17 protein-coding genes and 2 pseudogenes are annotated in these 24,596 nt (G+C 70.9%); 8 read left to right on the top strand and 11 right to left on the bottom strand.

The features are described 5' to 3' along the window. Window positions 1–5: 5 nt before the first annotated feature. From ACZ56E_RS33780 to ACZ56E_RS33760, 5 genes are read left to right on the top strand one after another with little or no spacing between them, the layout of a single operon-like run. Window positions 6–845, top strand: coding sequence for a DUF6807 domain-containing protein (locus tag ACZ56E_RS33780; protein ID WP_471220101.1), 840 nt, complete (start codon window positions 6–8; stop codon window positions 843–845). Continuing rightward, window positions 842–2,395, top strand: a complete 1,554-nt coding sequence (locus tag ACZ56E_RS33775; RefSeq protein ID WP_471220099.1) for a glycoside hydrolase family 43 protein — start codon at window positions 842–844, stop codon at window positions 2,393–2,395. Before ACZ56E_RS33780 ends, ACZ56E_RS33775 begins: the two co-directional genes overlap by 4 nt. Window positions 2,396–2,410: 15 nt before the next feature. After that, entirely contained in the window at window positions 2,411–3,742 is a 1,332-nt protein-coding gene (locus ACZ56E_RS33770) for an ABC transporter substrate-binding protein (protein WP_471220097.1), read from the top strand. Continuing rightward, the gene (locus ACZ56E_RS33765; RefSeq protein WP_471220095.1) at window positions 3,739–4,458 is read left to right on the top strand and encodes a rhamnogalacturonan acetylesterase; all 720 of its coding nucleotides are present in this window, start codon (window positions 3,739–3,741) and stop codon (window positions 4,456–4,458) included. The genes ACZ56E_RS33770 and ACZ56E_RS33765 overlap by 4 nt, the downstream gene beginning before the upstream one ends. Window positions 4,459–4,460: 2 nt before the next feature. Further along, complete coding sequence (locus tag ACZ56E_RS33760; RefSeq protein WP_471220093.1) at window positions 4,461–5,771, top strand: pectate lyase family protein; 1,311 nt, start codon at window positions 4,461–4,463, stop codon at window positions 5,769–5,771. A 13-nt stretch (window positions 5,772–5,784) separates the two neighbouring features. On the opposite strand, the gene ACZ56E_RS33755 is transcribed toward ACZ56E_RS33760, so the two are convergent. The 4 genes and pseudogenes from ACZ56E_RS33755 to ACZ56E_RS33740 form a co-directional block, all read right to left on the bottom strand. Further along, the gene (locus ACZ56E_RS33755) at window positions 5,785–6,168 is read right to left on the bottom strand and encodes a VOC family protein (protein WP_471220091.1); all 384 of its coding nucleotides are present in this window, start codon (window positions 6,166–6,168) and stop codon (window positions 5,785–5,787) included. A gap of 84 nt (window positions 6,169–6,252) precedes the next feature. Further along, window positions 6,253–7,365: an ABC transporter substrate-binding protein gene (locus ACZ56E_RS33750; RefSeq protein ID WP_471220089.1), complete on the bottom strand. Its 1,113-nt coding sequence runs from the start codon at window positions 7,363–7,365 to the stop codon at window positions 6,253–6,255. 154 nt (window positions 7,366–7,519) lie between these two features. Beyond that, window positions 7,520–9,874, bottom strand: a complete 2,355-nt coding sequence (locus ACZ56E_RS33745) for a WD40/YVTN/BNR-like repeat-containing protein (RefSeq protein WP_471220087.1) — start codon at window positions 9,872–9,874, stop codon at window positions 7,520–7,522. A gap of 87 nt (window positions 9,875–9,961) precedes the next feature. Next, window positions 9,962–11,993: pseudogene (locus ACZ56E_RS33740) on the bottom strand (glycoside hydrolase family 48 protein). Window positions 11,994–12,402: 409 nt separating this feature from the next. On the opposite strand from ACZ56E_RS33740, the pseudogene ACZ56E_RS33735 reads away from it, so the two are divergent. The 3 genes and pseudogenes from ACZ56E_RS33735 to ACZ56E_RS33725 form a co-directional block, all read left to right on the top strand. After that, a pseudogene (locus tag ACZ56E_RS33735) lies at window positions 12,403–12,604 on the top strand (cellulose-binding protein); the annotation flags it as partial. A 69-nt stretch (window positions 12,605–12,673) separates the two neighbouring features. Further along, window positions 12,674–14,080, top strand: coding sequence for a glycoside hydrolase family 6 protein (locus ACZ56E_RS33730; RefSeq protein WP_471220085.1), 1,407 nt, complete (start codon window positions 12,674–12,676; stop codon window positions 14,078–14,080). Window positions 14,081–14,273: 193 nt separating this feature from the next. Continuing rightward, window positions 14,274–15,302, top strand: coding sequence for a LacI family DNA-binding transcriptional regulator (locus ACZ56E_RS33725; RefSeq protein WP_471220083.1), 1,029 nt, complete (start codon window positions 14,274–14,276; stop codon window positions 15,300–15,302). A gap of 19 nt (window positions 15,303–15,321) precedes the next feature. Here ACZ56E_RS33725 and ACZ56E_RS33720 read toward each other — a convergent pair whose 3' ends face one another. The 7 genes from ACZ56E_RS33720 to ACZ56E_RS33690 are packed head-to-tail and all read right to left on the bottom strand — an operon-like array spanning window position 15,322 to window position 24,357. Then, entirely contained in the window at window positions 15,322–16,056 is a 735-nt protein-coding gene (locus ACZ56E_RS33720) for a nucleotidyltransferase domain-containing protein (RefSeq protein ID WP_471220081.1), read from the bottom strand. Between the two features lie 33 nt (window positions 16,057–16,089). Next, entirely contained in the window at window positions 16,090–17,955 is a 1,866-nt protein-coding gene (locus ACZ56E_RS33715) for a rhamnogalacturonan lyase (protein ID WP_471220080.1), read from the bottom strand. Window positions 17,956–17,960: 5 nt separating this feature from the next. Beyond that, window positions 17,961–18,683 (bottom strand): glycoside hydrolase family 12 protein, encoded by a 723-nt coding sequence (locus ACZ56E_RS33710; protein WP_471220078.1) that lies wholly within the window; start codon window positions 18,681–18,683, stop codon window positions 17,961–17,963. Between the two features lie 38 nt (window positions 18,684–18,721). Beyond that, window positions 18,722–20,716 carry a beta-galactosidase gene (locus ACZ56E_RS33705; protein ID WP_471220076.1) on the bottom strand — a complete coding sequence of 665 codons (1,995 nt, stop codon included), beginning with the start codon at window positions 20,714–20,716 and terminating at the stop codon, window positions 18,722–18,724. Window positions 20,717–20,721: 5 nt separating this feature from the next. Beyond that, window positions 20,722–21,657: a carbohydrate ABC transporter permease gene (locus ACZ56E_RS33700; protein WP_471220074.1), complete on the bottom strand. Its 936-nt coding sequence runs from the start codon at window positions 21,655–21,657 to the stop codon at window positions 20,722–20,724. After that, window positions 21,654–22,697: an ABC transporter permease gene (locus tag ACZ56E_RS33695; RefSeq protein ID WP_471220072.1), complete on the bottom strand. Its 1,044-nt coding sequence runs from the start codon at window positions 22,695–22,697 to the stop codon at window positions 21,654–21,656. The genes ACZ56E_RS33700 and ACZ56E_RS33695 overlap by 4 nt, the downstream gene beginning before the upstream one ends. A gap of 1 nt (window position 22,698) precedes the next feature. Further along, window positions 22,699–24,357: an extracellular solute-binding protein gene (locus ACZ56E_RS33690; protein WP_471220070.1), complete on the bottom strand. Its 1,659-nt coding sequence runs from the start codon at window positions 24,355–24,357 to the stop codon at window positions 22,699–22,701. Between the last annotated feature and the right edge of the window lie 239 nt (window positions 24,358–24,596).

The raw sequence follows: 24,596 nt of genomic DNA, 5'->3' as shown, positions 1-24,596 counted from the left end.
ACGTCATGAACCAGTCCCTCGTCCTGCGCTGCGCGGGACGGCCCGTCGGCCGCTACGCCTACCGGCCGGAGCTGGACCCGCACCTGTCCCCGCGCCCCTACCTGCACCCCGTCACCACCCTCGCGGGCACCCCGGTCAGCGAACTGCGCCCCGCCGACCACCCGCACCACCTCGGCGTCGGCGTGGCCGTCCCCGACGTGGCGGGCCACAACTTCTGGGGCGGCCGCACCTTCGTACGGGACCGGGGCCCCGTCGACCTCGACAACCACGGGGTCCAGCGCCACCAGGGGTTCAAGCTCCACGACCCCGACGGCTTCGTGGAGGACCTGACCTGGTCGGCCGGGGGAGAGGCGCTGCTGAGCGAGCGCCGCACCGTCGCCGCCGTCGAACTGACCGCCACCGCCTGGGCGTTGGACTTCACCTTCTCCCTCACCAACAGCACCGGCGAGGAGCTGTCCCTCGGCAGCCCCGCCACCAACGGCCGCCCCGGCGCCGGATACGGCGGCTTCTTCTGGCGCGCCCCGAAGGAGCCCGCACCCCCGCGCGTGTTCACCGCGGGCACCGACGGCGAGGCGTCCGGGCACGCCGCCCGCGCGGACTGGCTCGCCCTCTCCGGTGACGGCTGGACCCTGGTGTTCGCCGGAGCCACCGCGACGACCCGCCACGACCTGTGGTTCGTGCGCGCCGCCGAGTACCCCGGCGTCGGCTCCTCCCTCGCCGCCGACGCCCGGCTCCCCGTCGCGCCCGGCGACACCGTCGTACGCCGCGTGGTGACCGTCGTCGCCGACGGCACCCTGGACCGCGACGAGGCGGCGGCGCTGGTGCGCAAGGCGGTGACGGCGTGAACGCGCCCGGACCCGGCCGGGCCACCGGTGACCTCGGCGACGGCACCTACCGCAACCCCGTGCTCGCCGCCGACTGGTCCGACCCCGACGTCCTGCGGGTCGGCGACGACTTCTACCTCACCGCGTCCAGCTTCGGCCGGGCACCCGGACTGCCCCTGCTGCACTCGCGCGACCTGGTCAACTGGACGCTGATCGGGCACGCCGTCGGCCGCCTGGAACCCGCGGAGGCCTTCGCCGTGCCCCGGCACGACTGCGGCATCTGGGCACCGGCCCTGCGCCACCACGGCGGACGATTCTGGATCTTCTGGGGTGACCCCGACCACGGCGTCTTCCAGGTCAACGCCCCCGAGATCCGCGGCCCCTGGACCCGGCCGCACCTCCTCAAGCCCGGCAAGGGCCTCATCGACGCGTGCCCCCTGTGGGACGAGGAGACCGGCGCCGCCTACCTCGTGCACGCCTGGGCCAAGTCGCGGTCCGGCGTGAAGAACCGCGTCACGGGGCACCTCATGAGCGCCGACGGCCGCGAACTCCTCGACGAGGGGCGGGTGTTGATCGACGGCGACCGGATCCCCGGCTGGTTCACCCTCGAAGGGCCCAAGATCTACCGGCACGACGGATGGTTCTGGATCCTCGCCCCGGCCGGCGGGGTCGGAACCGGCTGGCAGGGCGCCTTCCGCGCCCGCCGCTTCCACGGCCCCTACGAGGAACGGACCGTGCTCCAGCAGGGCGACACCGACGTCAACGGGCCCCACCAGGGCGGCTGGGTGCGCACCGCGCGCGGCGAGGACTGGTTCCTGCACTTCCAGCAGCGCGGCGCGTACGGGCGGGTCGTCCACCTCCAGCCGATGCGCTGGGACGCCGAAGGATGGCCGGTGCTCGGCGCCGACGGCACCCCCGTCGACGTACACAGAAAGCCCCAGCTCCCGGAGCAGCCCCGGTCCGCGCCCGCCACCGACGACGACTTCCCCGGCGGGCGGCACGGGCGGCAGTGGCAGTGGGCCGCCAACCCCCGTGACGGGTGGGCGACTTCGCACTCCGGGGACGGGCTGCGACTGGCGTGCGTGCGCACCCCGGGGGCGGACGACCCGCGCACCCTGCCGCACGTGCTCACGCAGCGCCTCCCGCTCGCGCCGTGCGTCGCGGAGACCTGGCTGACCCTCGCCGCGAAGGCGCCGGGCGCGCGGGCCGGCTTCGCGGTGCTCGGCGACGCGTACTCCTGGATCGGCCTGGAGCGGGACACCGACGGCACGGTCCGGCTCGTGCACCGGTTCGCCGAGCGGGACGGCCGGGAGCGCGACGCCGAGCGCCCGCGAGCGGCGCCGGACGGCACGGCCCTGCTCCGCGTCGAGGTCACCGAGGGCGCACGCTGCCGCTTCCACGCCGACACCGGCGACGGATTCCGCCCCTCGGGCCCCGTCTTCGCCGCCACCCCCTGGAACTGGGTCGGCGCCCTGCTCGGCCTGTTCGCGGCCGCGCCCGACGGCACGGGCCCCGCCGGTACGGGCCCTGCGGGCACGGCCCTGTTCACGCACTTCCGGATCACCCACTGAAGAAGAGAGCCGAAGATGAACACGAGAGCCACCACGACCGCCGTCGCCCTGACCGCCCTCCTCGCCCTGACCGTCACCGCCTGCGGCGACGACGGGAGCGGCGCGGCGGGGGACAGCGGCGGTGAGGGTCCCGGCAAGGGCGAGATCACCTTCTGGGACAACAACACGGCCGTCCGGCACGACATCTGGCAGGAGATCATCAAGGACTTCGAGAAGGCGAACCCCGACATCGACGTCAAGTACGTCGGGGTGCCCGCGGAGAGCGTCCAGTCCAAGTACGACACCGCCATCCAGGGCGGCGGCCTGCCCGACGTCGGCGGTGTCGGCGCCGCCATGCTCGCCGGGATCGCCGCGCAGGACGCCCTGGAACCGCTGGACAAGCGCCTCGACGGCAGCGCGCTGAACGGCAAGCTGAACACGGGCATGGTGGACAGCGTCCGCGCGGCGGGCGGCGGCGGTCAGCTGTACACGGTGCCGACCTCCGCCAGCAACGGCGTCCTCTACTACCGCACCGACCTGTTCCAGGCGGCCGGCCTCGATGCGCCCACCACCTGGTCCAAGTTCTACGAGGCGGCGCAGAAACTCACCGACCAGAAGGCCAACCGCTTCGGCTACACCATCCGCGGCGGCGAGGGCTCCATCGCGCAGGCGCTCGACGCGATGTACGGCCAGTCGGGCATCGGCTCCTTCTGGGACGGCGACGAGACCACCGTCAACCACCCCAAGAACGTCGCCGCGTTGAAGAAGTACGCCGCCCTCTACAAGAAGGCCACGCCCTCCGCCGACCTCAACAACGACTTCACCAAGATGAACGCCCAGTGGGACAACGGGCAGATCGGCATGCTCAGCCACAACCTCGGCTCATACGCCGACCACGTGAAGGCGCTCGGCAAGGACAAGTTCCGCGGCCTGCCCAACCCGACGACCGACGCCGGGGTCCGCGTCCAGGTCTCCAACCCGGTCGACGGCCTCGGCCTCTTCAAGTCGAGCAAGAAGAAGAAGGCCGCCTGGAAGTTCATCGAGTTCGCCGCCTCGCACGCCTCCAACAGCAAGTGGAACGAGTCGGCCGGCGCCATCCCCGCCAACACCGAGGCCGCCAAGGACAGTTGGGTCAAGAAGGCGGAGCCCACCAAGCTCGCGGCCGCCGCGCTGAACGACGGCTCCACGAAGATCGTGCAGCTGCCCTACTACCTGCCCGACTGGAACACCATCAGCAAGGCGGAGAACGAGCCCGACTTCCAGAAGGTGCTGCTCGGCAAGATGTCCGCGAAGGACTTCCTCGACAGCCTCGCCGAGCAGCTCGACAAGGCGCAGGCCGAGTGGCAGGAGCAGGAGCGGAACCGGTGACGGCGGCGGGTCCGGGCGTGCGCACCCTGTACGTGGCAGGGGACTCCACCGCCGCCCAGAAGTACGCGGCCGCCGCACCCGAGACCGGGTGGGGCACGGCCCTGCGCTTCTTTCTGCGCGACTGGCTGCCGGTCGCCAACCACGCGGTGAACGGGCGCAGTTCGAAGAGCTTCGTCGACGAGGGCCGCCTCGACGCGATCCTCGACGTGCTCACCCCCGGCGACTTCCTCCTCGTCCAGTTCGGGCACAACGACCAGAAGAAGGACGACCCGGCCCGCTTCACCGAGCCCTGGACGACCTACCAGGGCTATCTGCGGCGGTACGTCGACGGGGCGCGGGCACGCGGGGCCAGACCGGTGCTCCTCACACCGGTGGAGCGCAGGAGATTCGACTCGGCGGGCAACGCGCTGCCCACCCACGGCGACTATCCGGCGGCGATGCGCGCCCTCGCCGGGGAGGCGGGCGTCGCGCTCCTCGACATCCAGGAGCTGTCGCGGGCGCTGTGGCGGAAGCTCGGCGCCGAGGAGACGAAGAAGTACTTCAACTGGACGGCGACCGAGCAGGACAACACCCACTTCAATCCGCCCGGCGCGATCGCCGTGGCCCGCCTCGTCGCCGCCGAGCTGCTGCACCGCCGGGTGCTCGCCCCCGGCGACGTGCGCCGCCTCGACGACGAGATCCCCGAGTCCTGGATCACCTGGCCACAAGGAGCCTGACCATGCGTACGTCTCACGCGGTCCTCGCGGGCTGCACAGCGCTCGTCCTCGGCACCACGGCCACAGCCACGGCTACGACTAAGGCCAAGGTCACCGCCACCACGGCGCAGGCCGCGCCCGGGCAGGCGCGCCACGTCCTGCCCCCGCACGACGGCTGGGCGTCCACAGACGGCGGCACCACCGGCGGCGCGGGCGCCGATACCGCGCACACCTTCACGGTCACCACCTGGGAGGAGTTCCGCGCGGCACTGGCCGCGGGCGGCGACGCCCCCAGAGTCATCAGGGTCAAGGGCGTCCTGCGCGCCGACGCCGCGGGCTGCGGGGCTTTCGAGGCCGAGGGGTACGACTTCGCGAAGTACCTCGCCGCCTACGACCCCGCCGTGTGGGGCAGGGACCGGCCGGTCAGCGGGGAACAGGAGGAGCTGCGCGCCGCGTCGGCCACCCGGCAGGCCGCGGCCGTCAAGGCGTACATCCCCTCCGACACGACCGTCGTCGGGGTGGGCGGGAACGCTGGGATCACCGGCGGCAGTCTCCAGATCAAGGACGCCGACAACGTCGTCGTCCGCGGTCTCACCCTGGAGAGCCCGCTGGACTGCTTCCCGCAGTGGGACCCCACGGACGGCGCCACCGGGGCGTGGAACTCGGAGTACGACAGCGCGGTCGTGCACGGCTCGACGCACGTGTGGCTGGACCACAACACGTTCACCGACGGCGCCCACCCCGACAGCACGCTGCCGTCCTACTACGGAGAGCTGTATCAGCGGCACGACGGCGAACTCGACATCGTGCGCGGCGCGGACCTCGTGACCGTCTCCTGGAACGTCTTCGCCGACCACGACAAGACCCTCATGATCGGCAACAGCGACAGCGCGGGCGCCACCGACCGCGGCAGGCTCCGCGTCACCCTGCACCACAACCTCTTCCGGAACGTCATCGAGCGGGCCCCGCGCGTCCGCTTCGGCAAGGTCGACGCCTACAACAACCACTTCGTGGCCCCGGCGAGCGGCTACCAGTACAGCTTCGGCATCGGAGCGGAGTCCCGGCTCGTGGCCGAGGCCAACGCGTTCACGCTGCCCGCCGGGGTCGGCGCGGGACGCGTCCTCAAGAAGTGGAAGGAGGCCCCGGTCACCGCGGTCGGCAACCGCGTCAACGGCAGGACCGTCGACCTGATCGCCGCCCACAACGCGGAGCACCCGACAGAACCCCTGCAGTCCGGTGCGGGCTGGACCCCGACCCTGCGGACCGGCGTGGACGACGCGCGGCACGTGCCGCACATCGTCGGCCGGCACGCGGGCGCGGCCCGGCTCCGCTGACGCCCGGCCGCTGTCAGGCGGGCTGAATCCGCGCGCGCAGCAGGCAGAACTCATTGCCCTCCGGGTCGGCCAGGACGTGCCAGCTCTCGCTGCCGGTCTGGCCGACGTCGGCGGGCTTCGCACCGAGCGCGAGCAGCCGCTCCAGCTCGGCGTCCTGGTCCCGGTCGGTGGCGCTGACGTCGATGTGCAGCGGCAGCTTCGCGGCGCGCGGGGCGCTGCTGGGGCTGAGGATCAGGGTGGGCTGCGGTCCGCCGAAGCCGGCGTCGGGCGGCCCGATCTCGATGCTTCCGTCGTCCTCCCTGCCGAGTTCGACGAATCCGAGGACCTCGCTCCAGAACGCGGCGAGACGCTCGGGGTCGGCGGCGTCGAGGACGAGCTCACTGATGCGGCATGCCATGTGCGTCAGTGTACGGAGATCACCCGCAACCCGGCGCGCACGACGAGGCGTTGTACGCCCCGTACATGGCGACTCCGTCCTCGCTCAGCCGGTGTGCAGGACCCGGAAGCGCTCGGGTTGCGCCGGGTCCCGGTCGACGACCTGGATCGGCGGCCGGTCCCACTGCCAGACATGGCTGTCCGGCGTGCGGGAGAACCGGATCGTCCCGCGGGTTCCCTCGACCGCGACGCGGGGCCACGCGGCGGCGGTGCGGGCCCGGTCCACGCCGTGGGAGCGCAGCACGTCCGCGAGGACGGTGACCGTGTCGTAGCCCTCGAAGGCGACGAAGGAGGGCGCTTCGGCAAGCCGCTCACGGAGGGCCGTCCCGACGCGCGCGCCGAGCGGTGTGAGGTGCTCGGGCAGATAGCGCAGGAACGGGACGGCGGCGCCCTCCGTGCCCAGCGTCGTCGCCCATTCGGCGAACTCCGGCTGCCCGGGCGGAGCGCCGATCGTGAGGTCGGCGAGCCGCGGGTCGCGGCGGACGGCGCGGACGACCGACATCGCCGGTTCCGGGTGGCCGAGGAGAAGGAGGAGGGCGGTCGTCCGCTCGGCGACGAGGGCGTCGCACACGTCGGCGGGGGTGAGCGCGGTCAGGTCCAGTTCGCCGACAGTGCCGCCGCGTAGCGCGAGGCGGTCGCGCAGGATGCGGGTCCCCGCCGCCCAGTAGACGCTCGGCTGGGCCGCCACGGCGATACGGCGGTGGCCCGCGCCGAGGAGGAAGTCCGCGTAGACCTGCCAGCCGCGGGACTGCGGCGGGGGAAGGCGCGCGACCCACTCCGTCGGCCCGTCGGTGAGCGCGTCGAGCACCGCGGACGAGCAGAGGTACGGCAGGCCGAGGGCGTCGGCGGCGGTCGCGGCCGCGCGGGCGACGACGCTGTGGTACTCGCCGGCCAGCGCGGCCACGCCCAGACCGGCCAGTTCCGCCACGGCCGCCTCGGCCCGCCGCGGATCGGCGGCGGTGTCCCTGACCACCAGTTCGAGCGGCCTGCCGGTGATTCCACCGGCGTCGTTGACGTCACGGACGGCCAGTTCGAGTCCGGCCAGCAGCTGCCGGCCCGCCGCGGTCCAGCCGGGCCGGGTCAGCGGCACGAGCGCGCCGATCCGGACGGCCGACGCGTCGGCCCGCTCCACTCCGGGCGGCGGTGGCGGCGTACTCATGTGGGGCGTCTCCCGGGTGCCGGCGCGATCGCGGTGCGGCCCCGGATCGCGGAGTGAACGTCAGAGGCGCCGAGCGTAACCGAGCCGAACTCGGCTCAGCTCGGCGCCCCGTCCGGGCGTCAACGCCACCGTCACCACCACAGCCGCTGTCGCGCTACCGCGAGCGACGCACCGCCGTGTCGCCGTAGATCACCCCGCGCCCGTTCGTCGCCACGTAGACCCGGCCGAAGACCTTGGGGTCGCCGGTGATGGCCGCGCCGGTCCAACCCCACTGGTGGCGGTCGTCGTTGACCCGTACCCAGGTCGCGCCCGTGTCCGTGGAGCGGAAGATGCCGCGTACCCCGCCGATCTTCGCGCTGGTGTAGAGCGTCTGGTACGAGGCGCCGGGCGCCGCCTTGCCGAAGCCGATGGTGTCGGCCTCCTGGACCCCCTCGATCTTCTTGAACGTGGCGCCGGCGTCGGTGGAGCGCCACAGGCCGTACGTCGCACCGGCCTTGCCGCCCGCCAGCCAGATGTCGCCCTTCTTGCCGGGCACCGCCTGGAACTTCACGGGTCCTTCGGCGGGCAGTCCGGCCGACGCCTTCGCGGTGAAGGTCGCGCCGCCGTCCGAACTCACGTAGAACGTGCCCGACTTGAAGCCGTAGAACGTCTTCGGATCCGAGCGGTCCGCCTCGACGACGGCTCCCTGCGGGATGCCCTTCGACGCCGTCCACGACGAGCCGAAGCCAGCGGCCGTGTGCACGCCCGTGCCGTCCGGGCTCCACACGAAGCGGCTGCCGTCGGCCGCCGCGGCGACCGTGCCGCCGCCCATCACACCGGCGGGCTCCTGCCCGGCGAACCAGTTGGCACCGTTGTCCGTGGAGAAGCCGATGCGGGGTGCCGCCTCGGCGTTGCCGACCCGCACCACCGTGTTCGGGTTCGACGCGGCGTAGTCGAGGCTGGTCGTGGTGGAGAGGTTCGGCTGGGTGTACATGAGGGACGGCACCTTGGTCACGTCCGTGTGGCGGAAGCCGCCGATGTCGCCGAGCGCGCTGAGCAGCGGCGCCCCGGACGGGGGAGCGGCGAGGTCGTTGACCGCGGTCTCCTCAAGTCCCCTCACCATCGGCCTGATGGTGAATCTGCCGCCGCTGTCGTCCCATGCGGTGAGGTCGTCCGTGCCGTAGACGGTGGCTCCCGTGCCGTACATCATCCGGTCCGAGTCGAACGGGTCGATCTCCAGGGCCTCCGTCATCCAGCCGAGCTTGGGCGTCTGCTCGGGCGGCGTGGGGTGTGCGCCCCAGGAGAGCCACGGCACGGACGAGACGTCCATCGTGTAGCGGTTCTCGCGGTTCGGATACGACGAATAGCTCCACGCCGACGTCCACTCGGCGCCGCTGTCCGTGGTGCGGAAGATCTGGGTGTCCGGCCACCAGGAGCTGTAGCCGGTGACCATGACCGTGCCGGGACGCTGCCGGTCGACGGTCAGTCCGCCGTAGCCGTAGGACGTGTCGGCCTCGGCCACCGGGCTGATGTTCTTCCACTCCCCGCTCTTCGTCGTGTACCGCCACACCTGGCCCTTCCCTCCGTCGTAAGGGCCGCCCTTGTCGCTGTACGCGAGATAGAGGTATCCGTTCTCCGCGTCGAGGACGCCCTTGTGCGGCAGATAGCCGGTCGGCTGGCCACCGACCCGAGCCCAACTCCCGCCGCCGTCAGTCGACTTGTAGACGGCGTTCTGCTTGTCGGCGACCCCGACGTAGATGGTCTGTGTCCTGCCGCCGCTCTTCCCCGTCGACTCGTCGAAGGTCACCCAGACGACGCCCTGGTTGTCGGAGGCGTAGCCGCTGGTGTCGGCAGGGTTCTCCGCGTAGTTGCCGGGGTTGGGGAAGCTCGTGAGCTGCCGCCAGGTGGCGCCCGAGTCCGTGGAGCGCCACAGGCCCTTGCCACTCGGCGCGCCCAGGTACAGCACCCTGTTGTCGTGCGGGTCGACGGCGAGGCGCTCGCCCATGCCGCGCCCGGGCATGTTGCCGCCCAGCTTGAAGGGCAGGTCGGCCTTGCGCCAGGTCTCGCCCCGGTCGGCGGAGCGCAGCACGGCGCCGTTGCCGGGGTCCCAGCCGTTCGTGTACGTGCCGACGGCCGCGTACACCTTGTCGGGGTCGACGGAGTCGGAGGCGAGGCTCGCGACGCCGGTGTGCCCCCAGTCGTCCCAGCCGACCGAGTCGAGCAGCGGCTTCCAGGACCGGGTGGACTCCTGCCAGCGGTAGGCGCCGCCGATGTCGGTGCGGGCGTAGGCGAGGCCGGGCTCGGAGCGGTTGAAGACGATGCCGGGGACGAAGCCGCCCCCGTCGACGCGCACGTTCTTCCAGGAGTACGGCACGGCGGCGGGGGCGGACGCCGTGGCGGCGGAGGCGTCCGCGTCCGCCGATGTCACGGGACCGCCGGCGAGGAAGCCGACCAGCAGGCCGAAGAGGGCGGGGAGCGTGCGCGCTCGACGGGCACGGGCACGGGGGGACACGCGGGGGCCAGGGGACATGGGGGTTCCCTTCACGAGGAGGACGGGAGGGGCCGGCCGGCGCCCCCGGCGGGGGATTCCGGCCGGCCCGTACACGGAGCGGCAGGGCTAGACGAGGAGCTCCGCGTACGCCCCGAGCGCGAGGGCGATGTCCGCCTGCGCCCAGAACCGGTGGTACGTGAAGGTGGGCGCCGCGCCGCCCGCCAGATATGCCTCGACCTTCGGCCAGTCGGGGTCCTTCTTGTAGAAGGAGCGGATGGAGAGGAACGTCGACGACGTGTTGATCGGGTCGCCGTTCGGCATCGTGCCGCTCCAGCCGTTCGGCACGTACACGGCGTCCTTGAAGCGGCTGAAGTCGGCCCGCTGCTCCGGCACCGCGATGCCCCGCGCGTCCTGGTGGTGCGTCCACATGCCGTCGAGGAGCGCCTTGGCGGTCCTCTTCGCCGCCGCGTGGCCGGACTTGGCGGCGTAGTAGACGAGGGTGCGCGCATAGGCACCGGCGACGCCGACGTCGTTGGTGCGGTCCACGACCGATACATGAAGCCCGCTGTTGCGGCCGGGATTCGACGGGTTCCAGGTGTCGGGCGCGCCGCTCCACCGCAGGGTGGAGGGGAACGTGTACGTGCCGTCGGCGGCGACCCGCGTCTCCGACAGCGCCCAGGTCACCCACTTGTCGAGGACGGCCTTGGCGTCGGCCGCGCCCGTCTGGTGGTAGTACTCGGCGACCCGCTCCATCGACCAGGCCTGGAAGCCGAACCACTGGTTGGACGGCGGGTCGTGGTAGACCGGCTTCTCGTCGTAGTACATGCCGTAGAAGGTGGGCGTGCCCGCCGGCGGCTGCGCGTACCTGCCCTGCCAGCTGTTGGTCGCGCCGCCCGCGATGGCGCCCTCGGCGGACTGCAGCCAGCGGTAGAACTCCAGCTGCCGGGTGAGGCTCTGGCGCCAGTCCGCCCTGCCGGTCGGCGACTTGGGGGCGAGCGCCGCGTACGAGCTCAGGGCGTAGGCCGCCAGGGGGTTCTGGTAGCCGCCGTGGCTGTGGCTGCAGCCGATGCGCCAGGCCCAGCCCGCCGAGGTGTCGAGCGCGCCGCCCCACGCGTAGTACCAGGACAGCAGGTAGTGCGAGCTGTTCTTGCCGCTGCCCGGGGCGCACCCGGACGGGCTCGTGCAGTCGCCGACCTTCTTGAAGTACTTGTCGAACAGGGCGTACCGGAGGTAGTCGCCCATCTTGGCGGCCTTGGCGACTCGCCGCCACCTGGCCCGCCTTGCCCTGCGCGGAGGCCCACTTGTGCGCCCAGTAGGCGGCCTGGACGGCGCGCGCGTCGGCGTCGGGGGCGTTGGTGAACTTCCACTGCTTCGCGTACGAGGAGTCGCCGGTGAAGAGGTCCAGATAGCCGTTCCTGCCGCCGTAGGTGAAGGCGTCGCGGCAGGGCTGCGGGACCGTCTCCCACACGGACTCCTGCGAACCGCGCTGGAAGGTGTTGATGTACGTCGGCGGAGTGCCGGAGCCGCCCAGGCCGTACGTGTTGTCGACGTCCTGCAGCCAGTGCATGCCGTAGACGTCGTCGGTGCCGTACGCGCTCCTCAGCTCGGCCGCGAGCGGGTCGGCGCCGGTGGCGACCGACGGATCGAGACGGGCCGGATACTGGGAGGGCTGATCCCATTCGGGAGCATAGGTGGCCGGTTTCGAGGGATTGTAGAAACTGTTCGTCGGCTGGTCCGCACGGGTCGGGATCATGAATTTCTCCATGGTTTCCCACGCCGCGTTGAAACGGCTCCAATCGCCCGTGACCTTGCCGTACATGGCCTGCAGCCAGATCAGATAGCTGTACGCCTCGGACGTCGTCTCGTGGCCGTGGTCGGGGGCCTCGACGATGAGTGTCTCGACGGAGTGGTACGGAATGCCCTCCGGCGAGAAATAGCCGTTCGCCGGGCTGGTGATCTTCGCGTAGAGGTCGAGGAAGCGCTGCTCGTACTCGTTCGCGGCGGCCCGGGCCTCGGCCGCGTGGGCCGTCTGACCTGCGGACGTCAGGGAGGTCGTGGCGGGGACGGCGACGGCGGCGGCGCCGATCGCGAGCAGCCGGCGTCGGCTGAGCGGGGGTCTGGACTCGTCGGGTTCCGGTGATCCGGGGAAGGCGCGCATGCGCTGGTCCCTCCTGTCGGTGCGTCGGGGGGTGAGTTCCAAGAGGTGGGAACGGGGAACCAGTGGGAGCGCTCCCAAAGTCAACGTGTTACAAGAACATGTCAAGGGAGTGGGCGAGCATTGGGCCGTCGAATTCATTCGACGGCCGGCCTGTCGAATGAATTCGACAAGTAAATCTCCGAAGAATGCGTGAACCCATCTGGCCCCGGCGGCAACTCACTGATAGCTTCCGCGTTCAACAGTGGGAGCGATTCCGTTCAGTTGACCTCGAAATCGGCTGCGTCGATGTCGAGTTGACCTCGAAGGAGTCGCTCATGCGACACGTCCAGGGCTGGGGCGTCTTCGACGGCCCCGCCGACGACGCCTCCGTCAGCCGATGCCGAACGCCCGGTACGCCCCGGCGTTCCGGCGCGACGGCGGCCGCTGCCCCGGCATCGGCGACGAAGTCGCCGGAACGCAGGCCCTGTTGCACGCCGTCCGAGCCACGGGCGCACCCTCGCCCCCCCGTCGCCGCCCGAGTCCCGCTCGTCGCGGGTGAGATCGGCGAGAACACCTGCTCCCACGGGTCCATCGACCGCGTCATGAAGTGGTGCGACGACCGCGGGCTCTCGTAACCCGACACCCGATGGGGCACCGCCCCCGGCACCCGCCCCCGACACCCGAGAGGCACCGAACTCATCATGAGCCGCACAGACCGCACAGACCGCACAGACCACATACACCGCCCAGACCGCTCGTACCGCAGACCACGCACCCTCCTCCTCGCACTCGCCACGGCGCTCGCCGTGAGCGGCGGCACCGCCGTCGCCCTCACCGGCGGCACCGCCGCCGAGGCCGCCGCAGCCGCACGCGTCGACAACCCCTACGCCGGCGTCAAGGGCTATGTGAACCCGGAGTGGAAGGCGAAGGCCGACGCCGAACCGGGCGGCAGCCGGATCTCGAACCAGCCCACCGGCGTCTGGCTCGACCGGATCGCCGCGATCGAGGGCGGCAACGGCAAGATGGGCCTGCGCGCCCACCTCGACACGGCCGTCCGGCAGGGCGCCGGCGTCATCCAGCTGGTCATCTACAACCTGCCGGGCAGGGACTGCGCGGCACTCGCCTCCAACGGCGAGCTCGGCCCCACCGAGATCGACAAGTACAAGACGGCCTACATCGACCCGATCGCGCGGATCCTCGCCGACCCGAAGTACGCGAACCTCCGCATCGTCACGACCGTCGAGATCGATTCCCTGCCCAACCTCGTCACCAACACCGGGGGCCGCCCCACCGCGACCCCCCAGTGCGACGTGATGAAGGCCAACGGCAACTACGTGAAGGGCGTCGGCTACGCCCTGAACAAGCTCGGCGCCGTCCCGAACGTCTACAACTACGTCGACGCGGGCCACCACGGCTGGATCGGCTGGGACGACAACTTCGGCCCCTCCGCGCAGATCTTCCGCGAGGCGGCCACCGCCGAGGGCAGCACGGTCGACAAGGTGCACGGCTTCATCACCAACACCGCCAACTACAGCGCGCTGAAGGAGGAGAACTTCCGGATCGGCGACTCGGTCAACGGCAGGTCGGTCCGCGAGTCCAAGTGGGTCGACTGGAACCGCTACACCGACGAGCTCTCCTTCGCCCAGGCCTTCCGCAACCAGCTGGTGTCCACCGGCTTCCGGTCCGACATCGGCATGCTGATCGACACCTCCCGCAACGGCTGGGGCGGCACGGCACGGCCCACCCAGCCGGGTCCGACCACCGACGTGGACTCCTACGTCAACGGCGGCCGCTACGACCGCCGCATCCACATCGGCAACTGGTGCAACCAGTCGGGCGCGGGCCTCGGCGAACGCCCGAGGACCGCACCCGCGGCCGGCATCGACGCCTACGTGTGGATGAAGCCGCCGGGCGAGTCCGACGGCTCCAGCAAGGAGATCCCGAACGACGAGGGCAAGGGCTTCGACCGGATGTGTGACCCCACGTACGGCGGGAACGCGCGCAACGGTTACAACAAGCCCGGCGCGCTGCCCGATGCGCCGGTCTCCGGGCACTGGTTCTCGGCACAGTTCCAGGAGCTCATGAGGAACGCCCACCCGAAGCTGTAGGGCGCGGCCGGCACAGGGAAACCACCAAGGGGGTGGGCCGGGCTCCCAGCGGCCCGCCCCCTGTCGAAGCGCTTCGACAGGCCTCTGGACAGGTCATGCCCGCCCCCATAGGGTCGGTGGGCGGTCCGCATCGAAGCGGTTCACCGCCCAGGCCGCTCAAGCAGCTCAGGCAGCTCAGTGGGAGGAGCGCTCCATGGTCACCCTAGCCGAGGTAGCCAAGCACGCCGGGGTCTCGGCCAGCACGGTCAGCTATGTGCTCAGCGGCAAGCGGTCGATCTCCCGGGGCACCCGCGAGCGTGTGGAGCGCAGCATCGAGCAGCTCGGCTACCACCCGAACGCGGGCGCGCGTGCCCTGGCCAGCGCCAAGTCGAACGTCATCGCGCTGATGATGCCGCTGCGCACCGACATGTACGTGCCGGTGATGATGGAGATCGCCCTCGCGGTCACCACGACGGCGCGGACCTACGGGTACGACGTCCTGCTCCTCACCGGTGCGGAGGGCCCGGCCGCCGTGCGCCGCGTCACCGGCAGCGGCATCGCCGACGCGATGATCCTCATGGACGTCGAACTCGACGACGAGCGGCTGCCGTTGCTGCGCGCCAGCGACCGGCCCGCCGTCCTCATCGGCCTGCCCGCCGACCCCGACGGGCTGACCTGTGTGGACCTCGACTTCGCGGCGACGGGCGCGCTCTGCGTCGAGCACCTGGCGGGGCTCGGCCACCGCGACATCGCCGTCATCGGCGAGGCGCCCGCCGTGTACGAACGGCACACCGGCTTCGCCGAGCGCACCCTCGACGGGCTCCGCGCCCGCGCCCGCGAGCTGGACGTGCGGCTCCTGCACCGCCCCAGCGACGGCGGCTACGACGCGATGGCGACGACGCTCTCCCGTATCTTCGACGAGCGCCCCGGCACCACGGGCTTCGTCGTCCAGAACGAGTCGGCCGTCGAACCCCTCCTCGCCCTGCTGCGCCAGCAGGGCCGCGCGGTCCCCGAGGACGTCTCGGTGGTGGCGATCTGCCCCGACCAGGTCGCGGTCGGGGCCTCCGTGCGACTCACCTCCGTCTCCATCCCCGCCCAGGAGATGGGCCGCAGAGCGGTGGACCGAACCATCGCCAAACTGGAGGCCCGCGGCACGGACGACGTAGAACTCCTACCCCCCACCCTCACCCCACGATCCAGCACGGGCCCGCTCCCTCAACAGGCCCTGTCGAACTCGGGTTGACCTTTCTCCGCCGAGGTCGTCATCGACCCGGCGCACGCCACGGGTGGGAATACCCCTCCATCAACGGCCCCCCGAACAGGTCGAGCGCCTGCCTCACCGCGGTGGCCAACGGCAGGGGGTCGGCGCGCTCGGCCACGGCCTGATGGCCGTCCAACAGGGCTTTGCCCAGCACTGGGTCCGCGCTCAGCAACCGGCGGGGGACCCATTTGCCGATACCGGTCCAGGCACCGTGGTGGGCGGTGACCAGGTCCGCCGCTTTACGCAGCACCTGATCGGCGAGGGAGAGCTGTTCGTACCGGTCGCCCGACGGAGTGTCGACCAGGTCGTCCAGGAAGCAGGTCAGCACATAGCGACCGTGTTCCCACTCGGCGGTGGTGAGCGGAGGAGGCCCGGAGGCGAGGACGTCCCGGGCCAGCCGCCGCGCACCGGCGACATGCCCGTGCGGATCGGTCAGAGGCAGACCCTGGGCATAGACGAAGAGGACGGTTCCACGGCGCCGGGCGCGGTCCCATGCGAAGAATTCCGGCACGTCCGCGAGGGTGTTCAGGAACAACTCGACGATGCGGCCCTCGTAACGGATCACCTCCCGGCGGCTGGTCTCCGGGTCGGGGAGGAGGACGGCCACATCCAGATCGCTGGACGGTGTGGCGCGTCCTTGGGCGGCGGAGCCTCCGAGCACGGAGCCGAGGGCATGCGGAAAGAGCTCTGTGACCACACGCAGAGCGTGGGCTCGGACGGTTTCCTGATCTTCCATGGAGGCTCATCGTGCCAGTTCCCCGAGAGGGGATCACTTCGTGCCGAGGTAGTAGCTCACCTGGGGTGGCTGGTTGTAGCCGGTGTTCTGCCAGGTGATGCCCAGGCGGTAGACCGGGTCGTGCATCAGGGTCGGGAGGCGGTGGGTCGTGGGGTGGGGGGTGGTGTACAGACGTAGTGTCGTCGAGTCTGCGGTGCGCCAGAGCATTTCCTCGCGCCAGTCGCCGAGCAGGTCGGCGGACAGGACCGGGTTGCCCTTGGTCCAGTTGTTGGAGCGGGTCTCGGTGTCCGACCAGATCCGGGTCAGTTCCGTGTCGCCGTCGTATTTGAGGATCTGGCCGTAGCCGGTGCCTGCCGAGCCCGACCAGCGGTGGTCTAGGAGTTCGCGGTGGGCGTCGCCGTCCCACCAGATCGCCGCGTTGTACGAGGCTCCGCCGCCGAAGGACGGCACGGTGTCGCTGAGCTTCGTGCCGCTGGCGGCGTACAGGCCGCCGCCGCTCGACCAGCACTCCGCGCCCGCGTGCGCGCGCGTCAGGTCGGCGCAGAGGCCACGGCCGACGTCAGTGCCGGTCCTTGCGCCCCACAGGATGCGGCCGGTCCGCGCGTCGTGCATCTCGTAGCCGTATGCCGCGTCCTTGTGCTCGTGCACGTTGAAGGATTCCAGGCCGGGGCGGGCCGGATCGAGGTCACCGACGTGCAGGGCGTCGCCGTGGCCGAGCTTCGTGGTCCACAGTCCGCTGCCGTCGTCGTCCACGGCCATCGCGCCGTAGACGATCTCGTCCTTTCCGTCGTCGTCCACGTCGGCGACCGCGAGGTTGTGGTTGCCCTGCTTGTCGTAGCCCTTGCCGAGGTTGGTGGAGCTGTTGCTGTCGAACTTCCAGCGGCGGGTCAGCTCGGTGCCGTTCCAGTCGTACGCGGCGAGCGCGACGCGTTCGTAGATGCCCCGGCTGAAGATCATGCTGGGCCGGGATCCGCTGACGTGCGCGGTCGCGGAGAGCAGTCTGCCCTCCCGGTTGCCCCAGGTGTCGCCCCAGTCGGAGACCTTGCCGCGGGCCGGCTCGAAGGGCACGGAGTCCAGCACCCTGCCGGTCCGCCCGTCGAAGACGGAAAGGAACTCGGGGCCGGACAGCACGCCGCAGTTGTCGGCCAGGTGCGAGGCGCCCGCGTCGCCGATGACCGTGCCCGCGGAGTCCTTCGAGCCGTCGGAGGTCCGCACGGCCATCTCGGCCCTGCCGTCGCCGTCGTAGTCGTACACCTGGAAGGAGTCGTAGTGCGAACCGCTGCGCACGTTCGTGCCGAGGTTCACGCGCCACAGCCGCCTGCCGGTCAGCTCGTACGCGTCGTAGACCGTCGGGCCCGTGCACGTACCGGAGTTGGCGGAGTCGGTGGCGTTCGACGGCGCCCACTTGAGGACCAGTTCGTACTGCCCGTCGCCGTCCAGGTCGGCGGCCGACGCGTCGTTGGCGGAGTAGGTGTAGGCCACGCCGTCGCGGGTGGTGCCGCCCGGCGGCTTGTCGAGCGGGATGTCGCGGCGGCTCGCGGCCCACACCGACGCCTTCTCGCCGGGCCGCTCGGTACCGCCGACGACGGCTCGGATCTCGTACGTGGACGAGGTGCTGCCGCCGCTGTCCAGGTAGTTCGTCTTCGTCGTCTCCTCGATCAGGGTGCCTCCCCGGTAGAGCCTGAAGGAGAGGTCCGCCGGGTCGTCGCCGCTCAGCCGCCAGGTGACCAGGACGCCGCCGCTCGCGGGCACGGCCACCAGGCCGCGGTCGAGCCGCTCGGCCACGCGGCTCGCGGCACGCGCATCGACTTCGACACTGGACGGGGCGGCGGGTGAGGCGGTGGCCGCACCGCCGGTCAGGAGCGCGGCGAGCGCCGCCGCGATGAGTGGCCTGGGCATGACCGTCAGCCGCCCGAGACGGTCAGCGAGTTGGTCCTGAAGTCCAGGCCGCCGGCCGAACCGCTGATCTCGTAGCCGAACTGCACGTCACCGATGGTCTCGTTGCCCATCCAGCCCTTGGTGTCCTTGATCCACTTGAGGATCGGGAGGATGTCGACGGTGCCGGCCGACGAGTCGGAGGTGCGCAGGAACGAGAAGACCTCGTTGTGGCCGTTGCTGCCCTTGTAGACGTTCCAGGTGTGGCCGCCGCGCGTGACGGTGCCCTGCGGGGTGCCGAGCGGTCCGACGTTGCCGTGGTGATTGACCCACAGCATTATCTCGTAGTCGTAGTCGTAGTCGGTGTCCCAGATGTCGTACGAGGAGTTGTAGTCGCCCGCCGCCGGCACCGTGACGTTGTACGAGCTCTTCAGCGACGACAGCGAGTCGACCGGCTTGCCGATCACCTTCTTGGAGTTGGGGTAGGACTTGATGCCGCTCGTGTTCGGGTGGTCGGCGCGCACGCTCCACTTGGTGCCGGAGTCGGCGGAGACGCACTGGCTGCCCGCCCCCGAGCCCCAGATGTTGTTGTAGAGGGTGTAGCCGTTGAGCGTGGTGTTGCCCCACTGTTCGCAGCTGCTCCACACGGCTGCCTGGGCGGGCGCGGAGGTGAGTCCGACGGTCACGCCCGCGGCCAGCGCGGGCGCGAGGAGCAGACGGAGCACGGTGGTGCGGCGGGTGTGTCGTCCCATGGTGTTCTCTCCAGGGGTGGGGGGATGGCTCCGCGGGCTCAGGGCGAGCTCGCGGGTCGTGCGTCCTCGCGCAGTACGGCCACGCCGTGCCGGCCGAGCGTGACCGTGCCGTCGACCGGTTCGCCGGTCAGCAGGTCGCGGTGCCGGCCCGGCACGGTCACGGTCACCTCGGCGCGGCCGTGGTGCAGGAGGAAGAGCAGGTCACCGCGGCGTACGGCCTCGACTCCGTGGGGGAGGCCGGGGAGCGGAGGCCGTACGCCGGCTTCGGTGGCCGCGCGGACGAGCAGGCCGCGCAGGGCGTCGGGGGCGGGGAGCGTGGACACGTACCAGGCGCGGCCGCGGCGCAGCACCGCGGGCAGCCCTTCGAGCTCGCCGCCCCGGTGGGCGGCGACCGTCTCGGCCCCGTCGTCGGCCGTCAGCTCCTCGGACCAGAGAGTGCCGGTGAACTCCCCGCAGTCCACGCTCTCTTCCGCGTCCAGCGGCCACCACTCGTGAAGGGTGCGGACGCCGAGCAGGGCGCGCAGCCGCGCGTCCATTCCGCCCGGCCGCACCCGGTCGTCCGCATCGGCCACCCCCGTGAAGAAGCCGCAGACGAGCGTGCCGCCCTCGCGGACGTAGGTGACGAGGCCGTCGATCGCGGTGTCGGTGAGGAGATAGAGGTGCGGCACGACGACCAGGCGGTACGCCGACAGGTCGTGTTCCGGGTGGGCGAAGTCGGCCGGGAGGTTCGCCTCCCACAGGGCGCGGTGCCAGGCGCGGAGGAGTTCCGCGTGGTCGAGCAGGGAGGAGGGGCGGCCGTCCTGCCGGCCCGCCCACCACGCGTCCCAGTCGTGCAGGATCGCCACCTCGGCGGTCGTGCGGGTGCCCGCCACCTCCGGCCCCAGCGCGCGCAGTTCGGCGCCGATCCGGCCGACCTCCCGGAAGGTTCGGCCCTCCTCGCCCGCGTGGCTCAGCATCCCCGAGTGGAACTTCTCCGCGCCCTGCCGGGACTGCCGCCACTGGAAGTAGCAGACGGCGTCTGCGCCGCGCGCCACGGCCTGCCAGGTCCAGAGCCGGTTGAGCCCGGCGGGCTTGGGGTGGTTCACGCCGCGCCAGTTGACGGGCCCCGCGGCCTGCTCCATCAGCATCCAGGGCCCGCCGCCCGCCTGCGAGCGCGTCAGGTCCTGGACCAGCGCCCCGTACTGGCCGCCCAGCGGGTCCCTCGGGTCGGGGTACAGGTCCACGGACACCACGTCCTCCTCCGCCGCCCACTTCCAGCCGTCCTGGCCCTGCCACAGCGGCATGAAATTGGTGGTCACCGGCAGGTGCGGGGTGTGCGCGCGGACGATGTCGCGTTCGGCGGCGTAGCACTCCAGCAGGGCGTCGGACGTGAAGCGCTTGAAGTCGAGGACCTGCGTCGGGTTCTTCATGTAGTGGGCGCGGCGGGGCGGCAGGATCTCCTCCCACGCGTCGTAGCCCTGCCCCCAGAACGCCGACCCCCAGGCGGAGTTGAGCGCAGCCAGGTTGCCGTACCGCTCCCTGAGCCAGCGGCGGAACGCGGTCGCGGCCTCGTCGCCCCAGTCGTAGGTGCAGTATTCGTTGTTGATGTGCCACATGGTGAGCGCGGGGTGGTGCGCGTACCGGGCGGCCAGGTCCTCGGTGATGGCGGCCGCGTAGCGGCGGTAGGCGGCGCTGGAGTGCGCGAAGTGCTGGCGTGAACCCCACCACTCGACGTTGCCGTCCTCGTCGCGCGGCAGCGTCTCGGGGTGCAGCCGGCCGAGCCAGGGCGGGGGAGCGGAGGTCGGCGTGGCGAGGACGACGCCGATGCCGTGCTCGTGCATGAGGCCCATCAGCCGGTCGAGCCAGCCGAACTCCCGGGCACCCGGGCGTGGTTCGAGCTTCGCCCAGGAGAAGACGCCGAGGGTGACGGTGGTGACGCCGGCCTCTTTCATCAGCCGGACGTCGTCGTGCCAGACCTCCTCGGGCCACTGCTCGGGGTTGTAGTCGCCGCCGAAGAGGATCCGGCCGCGGGTGACGTCCTGGAGGGAAGGCATCGTGGTCAGCCCTTCACTGCGCCGGTGAGCATGCCCTGCTTGAAATGCCGCTGCACGAACGGCGAGAGGACGGCCACGGGGATCAGTGCGAGCACCATCACGGCCATCTGGATGGCGAGCGGCGACAGGTGGCCCGTGTTGATGGCCTGGCTCAGACCGGTCGGCTTCTGCTGCTTGAGCACCAGCTGCTGCATGACGTTCTGCAACGGCATCATGTCGGGGTCACTGAGGTAGATCGACGCGTTGAACCACGCGCTCCAGTAGCCCACCGCGTAGAAGAGGGTGATCACCGCGAGCACCGCGCGCGAGAGGGGCATGACGATCCGCCACAGGATGCGCAGGTCCCCGGCCCCGTCGATGCGGGCACTCTCGACCAGCTCCTGCGCCGTGCCCATGAAGAACGCGCGCAGCACGAGGATGTTGAACACGTTCACGGCGCTCGGCAGGATCAGGGAGAGATACGTGTCGGTGAGGCCGAGGCCCTGCACCACCAGATACGTGGGGATCAGCCCGGCGCCGAAGAACATCGTCGCGACGATCACCAGGAGGATCGGGCGGTGCAGCACGGACCCGGGCCGCGAGAGACCGTATGCGCAGAGGACCGACACGACCATGCTGAACAGCGTCCCGACGACCGTGACGCCCACGCTGACCAGCGCGGCCCGCGACACCTGCCCGCCGCTGAGCAGCTCCTGGTAGTGGATGAACGTGACGCCCCGTGGGATCACCACGAGGCCGCCCGTCTCGGTGATCGTCCGCACCGAGGAGAGACTGGTGACGACCACCACCCACACCGGGAAGAGCACCGCCAGGCACACCAGTGTCAGGGTGACGCCCTTGGTGGCGAGCCCGGCCCTGGTCGGCGGCTCCTCCCACACGGGGCGCAGACCGGTCCTGCTGCCCGGCTTGACGCCGAAGTTCAGTACGTCGAGAGAGCTCACCGCTTGTACACCCCCTGCTCGCCCATGAGGTGGGCGGCCTTGTTGGCGCCGAGCACGAGGAGCAGACCGAAGACGCCCTTCACGATGCCGATCGCGGCGCCGTAGCCGAAGTTGCCGTTGTCCAGACCGGTGTTCCACACATACGTGTCGAGGACCTCGGAGGCCGCGGCGCCGACCGCCGCGCGCTGCAGGAGGATCTGCTCGAAGCCGACCGTGAGCGCGTTGCCGACCTGGAGGACCAGGAGCAGGGCGACGACCGGGCGCAGCGCCGGGAGCTGGATGTGCCACATGCGGCGCCAGCGGTTCGCGCCGTCCATCGCCGCGGCCTCGTACAGGTCGGGGCTGACGGCGGCGAGCGCGGCGAGGAAGACGATGACACCCCAGCCCGCGTCCTTCCAGATCATCTCGAAGGTCAGCAGGAACTTGAACAGGCCCGGGTCGGTCATCAGGTCGAAGCCGTCGTGCCCGTGGTCCCGAAGCACCTGGGCGACCAGGCCCGCACCGCCGAACATCTGCTGGAAGACCGTGATCACGAGGACCCAGGAGAAGAAGTGCGGCAGATACAGGATCGCCTGCGCCACCGCCCGCACCCGGGGCCGCACGAAGCTGTTGACGAACAGCGCGAGCGCGATCGGCACCGGGAAGAACAGGGTCAGCTGGATCGCGAAGATGGCGAGGGTGTTCCTGACCGCCTGCCAGAACAGCCGGTCGTCCACCATGTGCCGGAAGTGCTCGAAGCCGATCCACGGACTCTGCGACATCGCCTGGAACGCGTTGTCCGCGATGTACGGGTCGTAGTCCTGGAACGCGACGACGTTGCCGATCAGCGGGACGTAGTTGAAGACGAGGAGCAGCAGCAGCGCGGGCAGCACCATCAGGAGCAGGACGCGGTCGCGGCGCAGCCGGTGCCGGAGCGGGACACGCGCCGGGCGCGCCTTGGCGGGCCGGTCCTGGGACGCCTTCGATGGCGGCGCGGCCTCTCCGGAGGCGGGGACGGGGGAGGGGGCGGCGGCGCGTGCGTCGGTCGTACCGTGCGCCATGTCAGGACGCCGATCCGCCGGACTCGTCGAGCAGCTTCTTGTACCAGTCGCGCAGCTTGTCGCCGCCGCCCGACTTCCAGTCCGACGCCGCCCGCTGCATGTCGGAGACCTTCCTGCGGCCGCGCACGATGTCCTTCTCCAGGTCCTCGAACTCGGCGTTCAGCTCGGTGTACCGGGTCGGCTCGATGATCATCATGCCGTGGAAGAGCGGCTTCTTCGCGTGCGCGCCCTGGCGCTGTTGCCAGCCGACCATGCCCTCGGTGACGTCCGGCAGGTCGGGATAGGCGACGAAGGGAGCGGGCGACGCCAGATACTCGTACGTCGAGAAGACCTCGTTGTTGCCCTTGCCGTTCTTGGTGAGGACACCGTCGTCGAACGTGTGGTGGACGCCCTCGACGCCGTACATGCGCAGCCGCTGCTCCTTGGAGCCGTAGGGCGCGGCGGTGAAGTTGGCGAGGGCGAGGATGTCGCGGACGGTTTTCTCGTCGGCCTTCTCGCTGATGAACGTCCAGATGTCGGCCGGCGGGCGCTGATAGAGGGTGGGCGCTCCGCCGTCGGGGGCGAAGTAGTCGAACGCCTCCATCCGGAACTTCTTGTTGTCGACGCGCTGCACGGCGGCCTTGCCGTACCAGTCGGACAGGTCCTGGCAGTACATCCAGACCTTGCCCGCGGCGCACAGGTCGCCGACGTTGCCGGTCTCGGCCTTCGCGTCGGGGTGCACGAAGCCCGCCGAGTAGAGCTTGCGCGACCACTCCAGGGCTTCCAGGTACTCGTCGGTCTCGTAGCGGTTGACCAGCTTGCCGCCGACGAGCTTCCAGTAGTACGGCTTCTCGGGCAGTACGCCGAAGATGTGCCAGGCCGCCCATGTCATGTCGCCGCACGCCCAGACCCCGCTCCGCGGGGCGTTGAGCTGCTTGCACAGGTCGTGGAACTCCTGGGCGCTTGTGGGCGGTTCGATGCCCTCCTTCGCGAAGAGGTCGGTGCGGTGGAAGGGCGCGATGTTCGGGGTGGTCGCCGCGGGCATCGGCAGGCCGCGGAGCTTGCCGCCGAAGACCGAGCGCCGCCAGGCACCGGTCGGGATCGCCGCGAGGTTCGGGTACCGCTCGACCTTGTCGCCGCTCAGGTAGGGGCCGAGGTCGGCGAACTTGTTGGCGATGGCGCTCGGTATCTTGCCGGTCAGCTCCCAGCCGGGCACGACCACGGCGTCCGGCACACGGCTGGAGGCGAGGACCGCGCCCAGCTTCTGGCCGTACGTGTCGCCCTGCTGGTTCTGCCACGTGACCCGGACGCCCGCGGCCCTGTCCATCGCCGTCCAGTACGGGTTGCCCTGCTTGGGGACGTTGCCCCAGATGGGGGCCATGACGGTGAACCGGCCGCCCTTGCCGAGCCGCTCCGGCACGGACACCTTCAGCTCGGCCGCGGGCAGGGCCTTGGTGAAACCCGCGGCCGAGCCGTTCTCGGCCGGGATGTCCGGCGCGGCGACGTCCGACGCGACGTACGCGGGCAGCAGGTCCTTGAGCTTCTTCCCCGTCGTGGTGCCCTCGTTCTTCGAACCGCTGCCGCCGCACGCCGTGAGCAGCGGGGCGCCGCCCGCCAGGGCGAGCGCGGCGAGCCCGGAGGAGGCGAGGAAGCCCCTGCGGGAGGGGGAGTTCGGCGTCATTGCGTCAACCCTTCGTGGGGCGCACTCGAAACCCATGTCGAAGCGCTTCGATTTCGGAGCGAGAGTAGGTGAAGGGGAGGGGCGGGACAAGGCTTCGGTACCGAATTCGTCTGCTGCGCCATTGAGTTGGTGTCCCCAGTCGCCACAAGGCCACTGGGTTCTTCTAGCGGCCCGCCCCGATCCTTCCCTTGACATGGACGCCATCGAACGCAGAGCATCGAAGCGCTTCGAAGGAGCCC

Source organism: Streptomyces sp. NPDC039480, from assembly GCF_055597165.1.
This window is presented reverse-complemented; position numbering and strand designations above follow the sequence as displayed.

What these genes read in the sequence shown, in the direction of transcription:
- ACZ56E_RS33780 (WP_471220101.1), top strand. Translation starts at nt 6, where the DNA reads ATGAACCAGTCCCTCGTCCTGCGCTGCGCGGGACGGCCCGTCGGCCGC.
- ACZ56E_RS33690 (WP_471220070.1), bottom strand. Translation starts at nt 24,357, where the DNA reads ATGACGCCGAACTCCCCCTCCCGCAGGGGCTTCCTCGCCTCCTCCGGG.
- ACZ56E_RS33755 (WP_471220091.1), bottom strand. Translation starts at nt 6,168, where the DNA reads ATGGCATGCCGCATCAGTGAGCTCGTCCTCGACGCCGCCGACCCCGAG.
- ACZ56E_RS33720 (WP_471220081.1), bottom strand. Translation starts at nt 16,056, where the DNA reads ATGGAAGATCAGGAAACCGTCCGAGCCCACGCTCTGCGTGTGGTCACA.
- ACZ56E_RS33725 (WP_471220083.1), top strand. Translation starts at nt 14,274, where the DNA reads ATGGTCACCCTAGCCGAGGTAGCCAAGCACGCCGGGGTCTCGGCCAGC.
- ACZ56E_RS33715 (WP_471220080.1), bottom strand. Translation starts at nt 17,955, where the DNA reads ATGCCCAGGCCACTCATCGCGGCGGCGCTCGCCGCGCTCCTGACCGGC.
- ACZ56E_RS33770 (WP_471220097.1), top strand. Translation starts at nt 2,411, where the DNA reads ATGAACACGAGAGCCACCACGACCGCCGTCGCCCTGACCGCCCTCCTC.
- ACZ56E_RS33760 (WP_471220093.1), top strand. Translation starts at nt 4,461, where the DNA reads ATGCGTACGTCTCACGCGGTCCTCGCGGGCTGCACAGCGCTCGTCCTC.
- ACZ56E_RS33750 (WP_471220089.1), bottom strand. Translation starts at nt 7,365, where the DNA reads ATGAGTACGCCGCCACCGCCGCCCGGAGTGGAGCGGGCCGACGCGTCG.
- ACZ56E_RS33745 (WP_471220087.1), bottom strand. Translation starts at nt 9,874, where the DNA reads ATGTCCCCTGGCCCCCGCGTGTCCCCCCGTGCCCGTGCCCGTCGAGCG.
- ACZ56E_RS33710 (WP_471220078.1), bottom strand. Translation starts at nt 18,683, where the DNA reads ATGGGACGACACACCCGCCGCACCACCGTGCTCCGTCTGCTCCTCGCG.
- ACZ56E_RS33695 (WP_471220072.1), bottom strand. Translation starts at nt 22,697, where the DNA reads ATGGCGCACGGTACGACCGACGCACGCGCCGCCGCCCCCTCCCCCGTC.
- ACZ56E_RS33730 (WP_471220085.1), top strand. Translation starts at nt 12,674, where the DNA reads ATGAGCCGCACAGACCGCACAGACCGCACAGACCACATACACCGCCCA.
- ACZ56E_RS33705 (WP_471220076.1), bottom strand. Translation starts at nt 20,716, where the DNA reads ATGCCTTCCCTCCAGGACGTCACCCGCGGCCGGATCCTCTTCGGCGGC.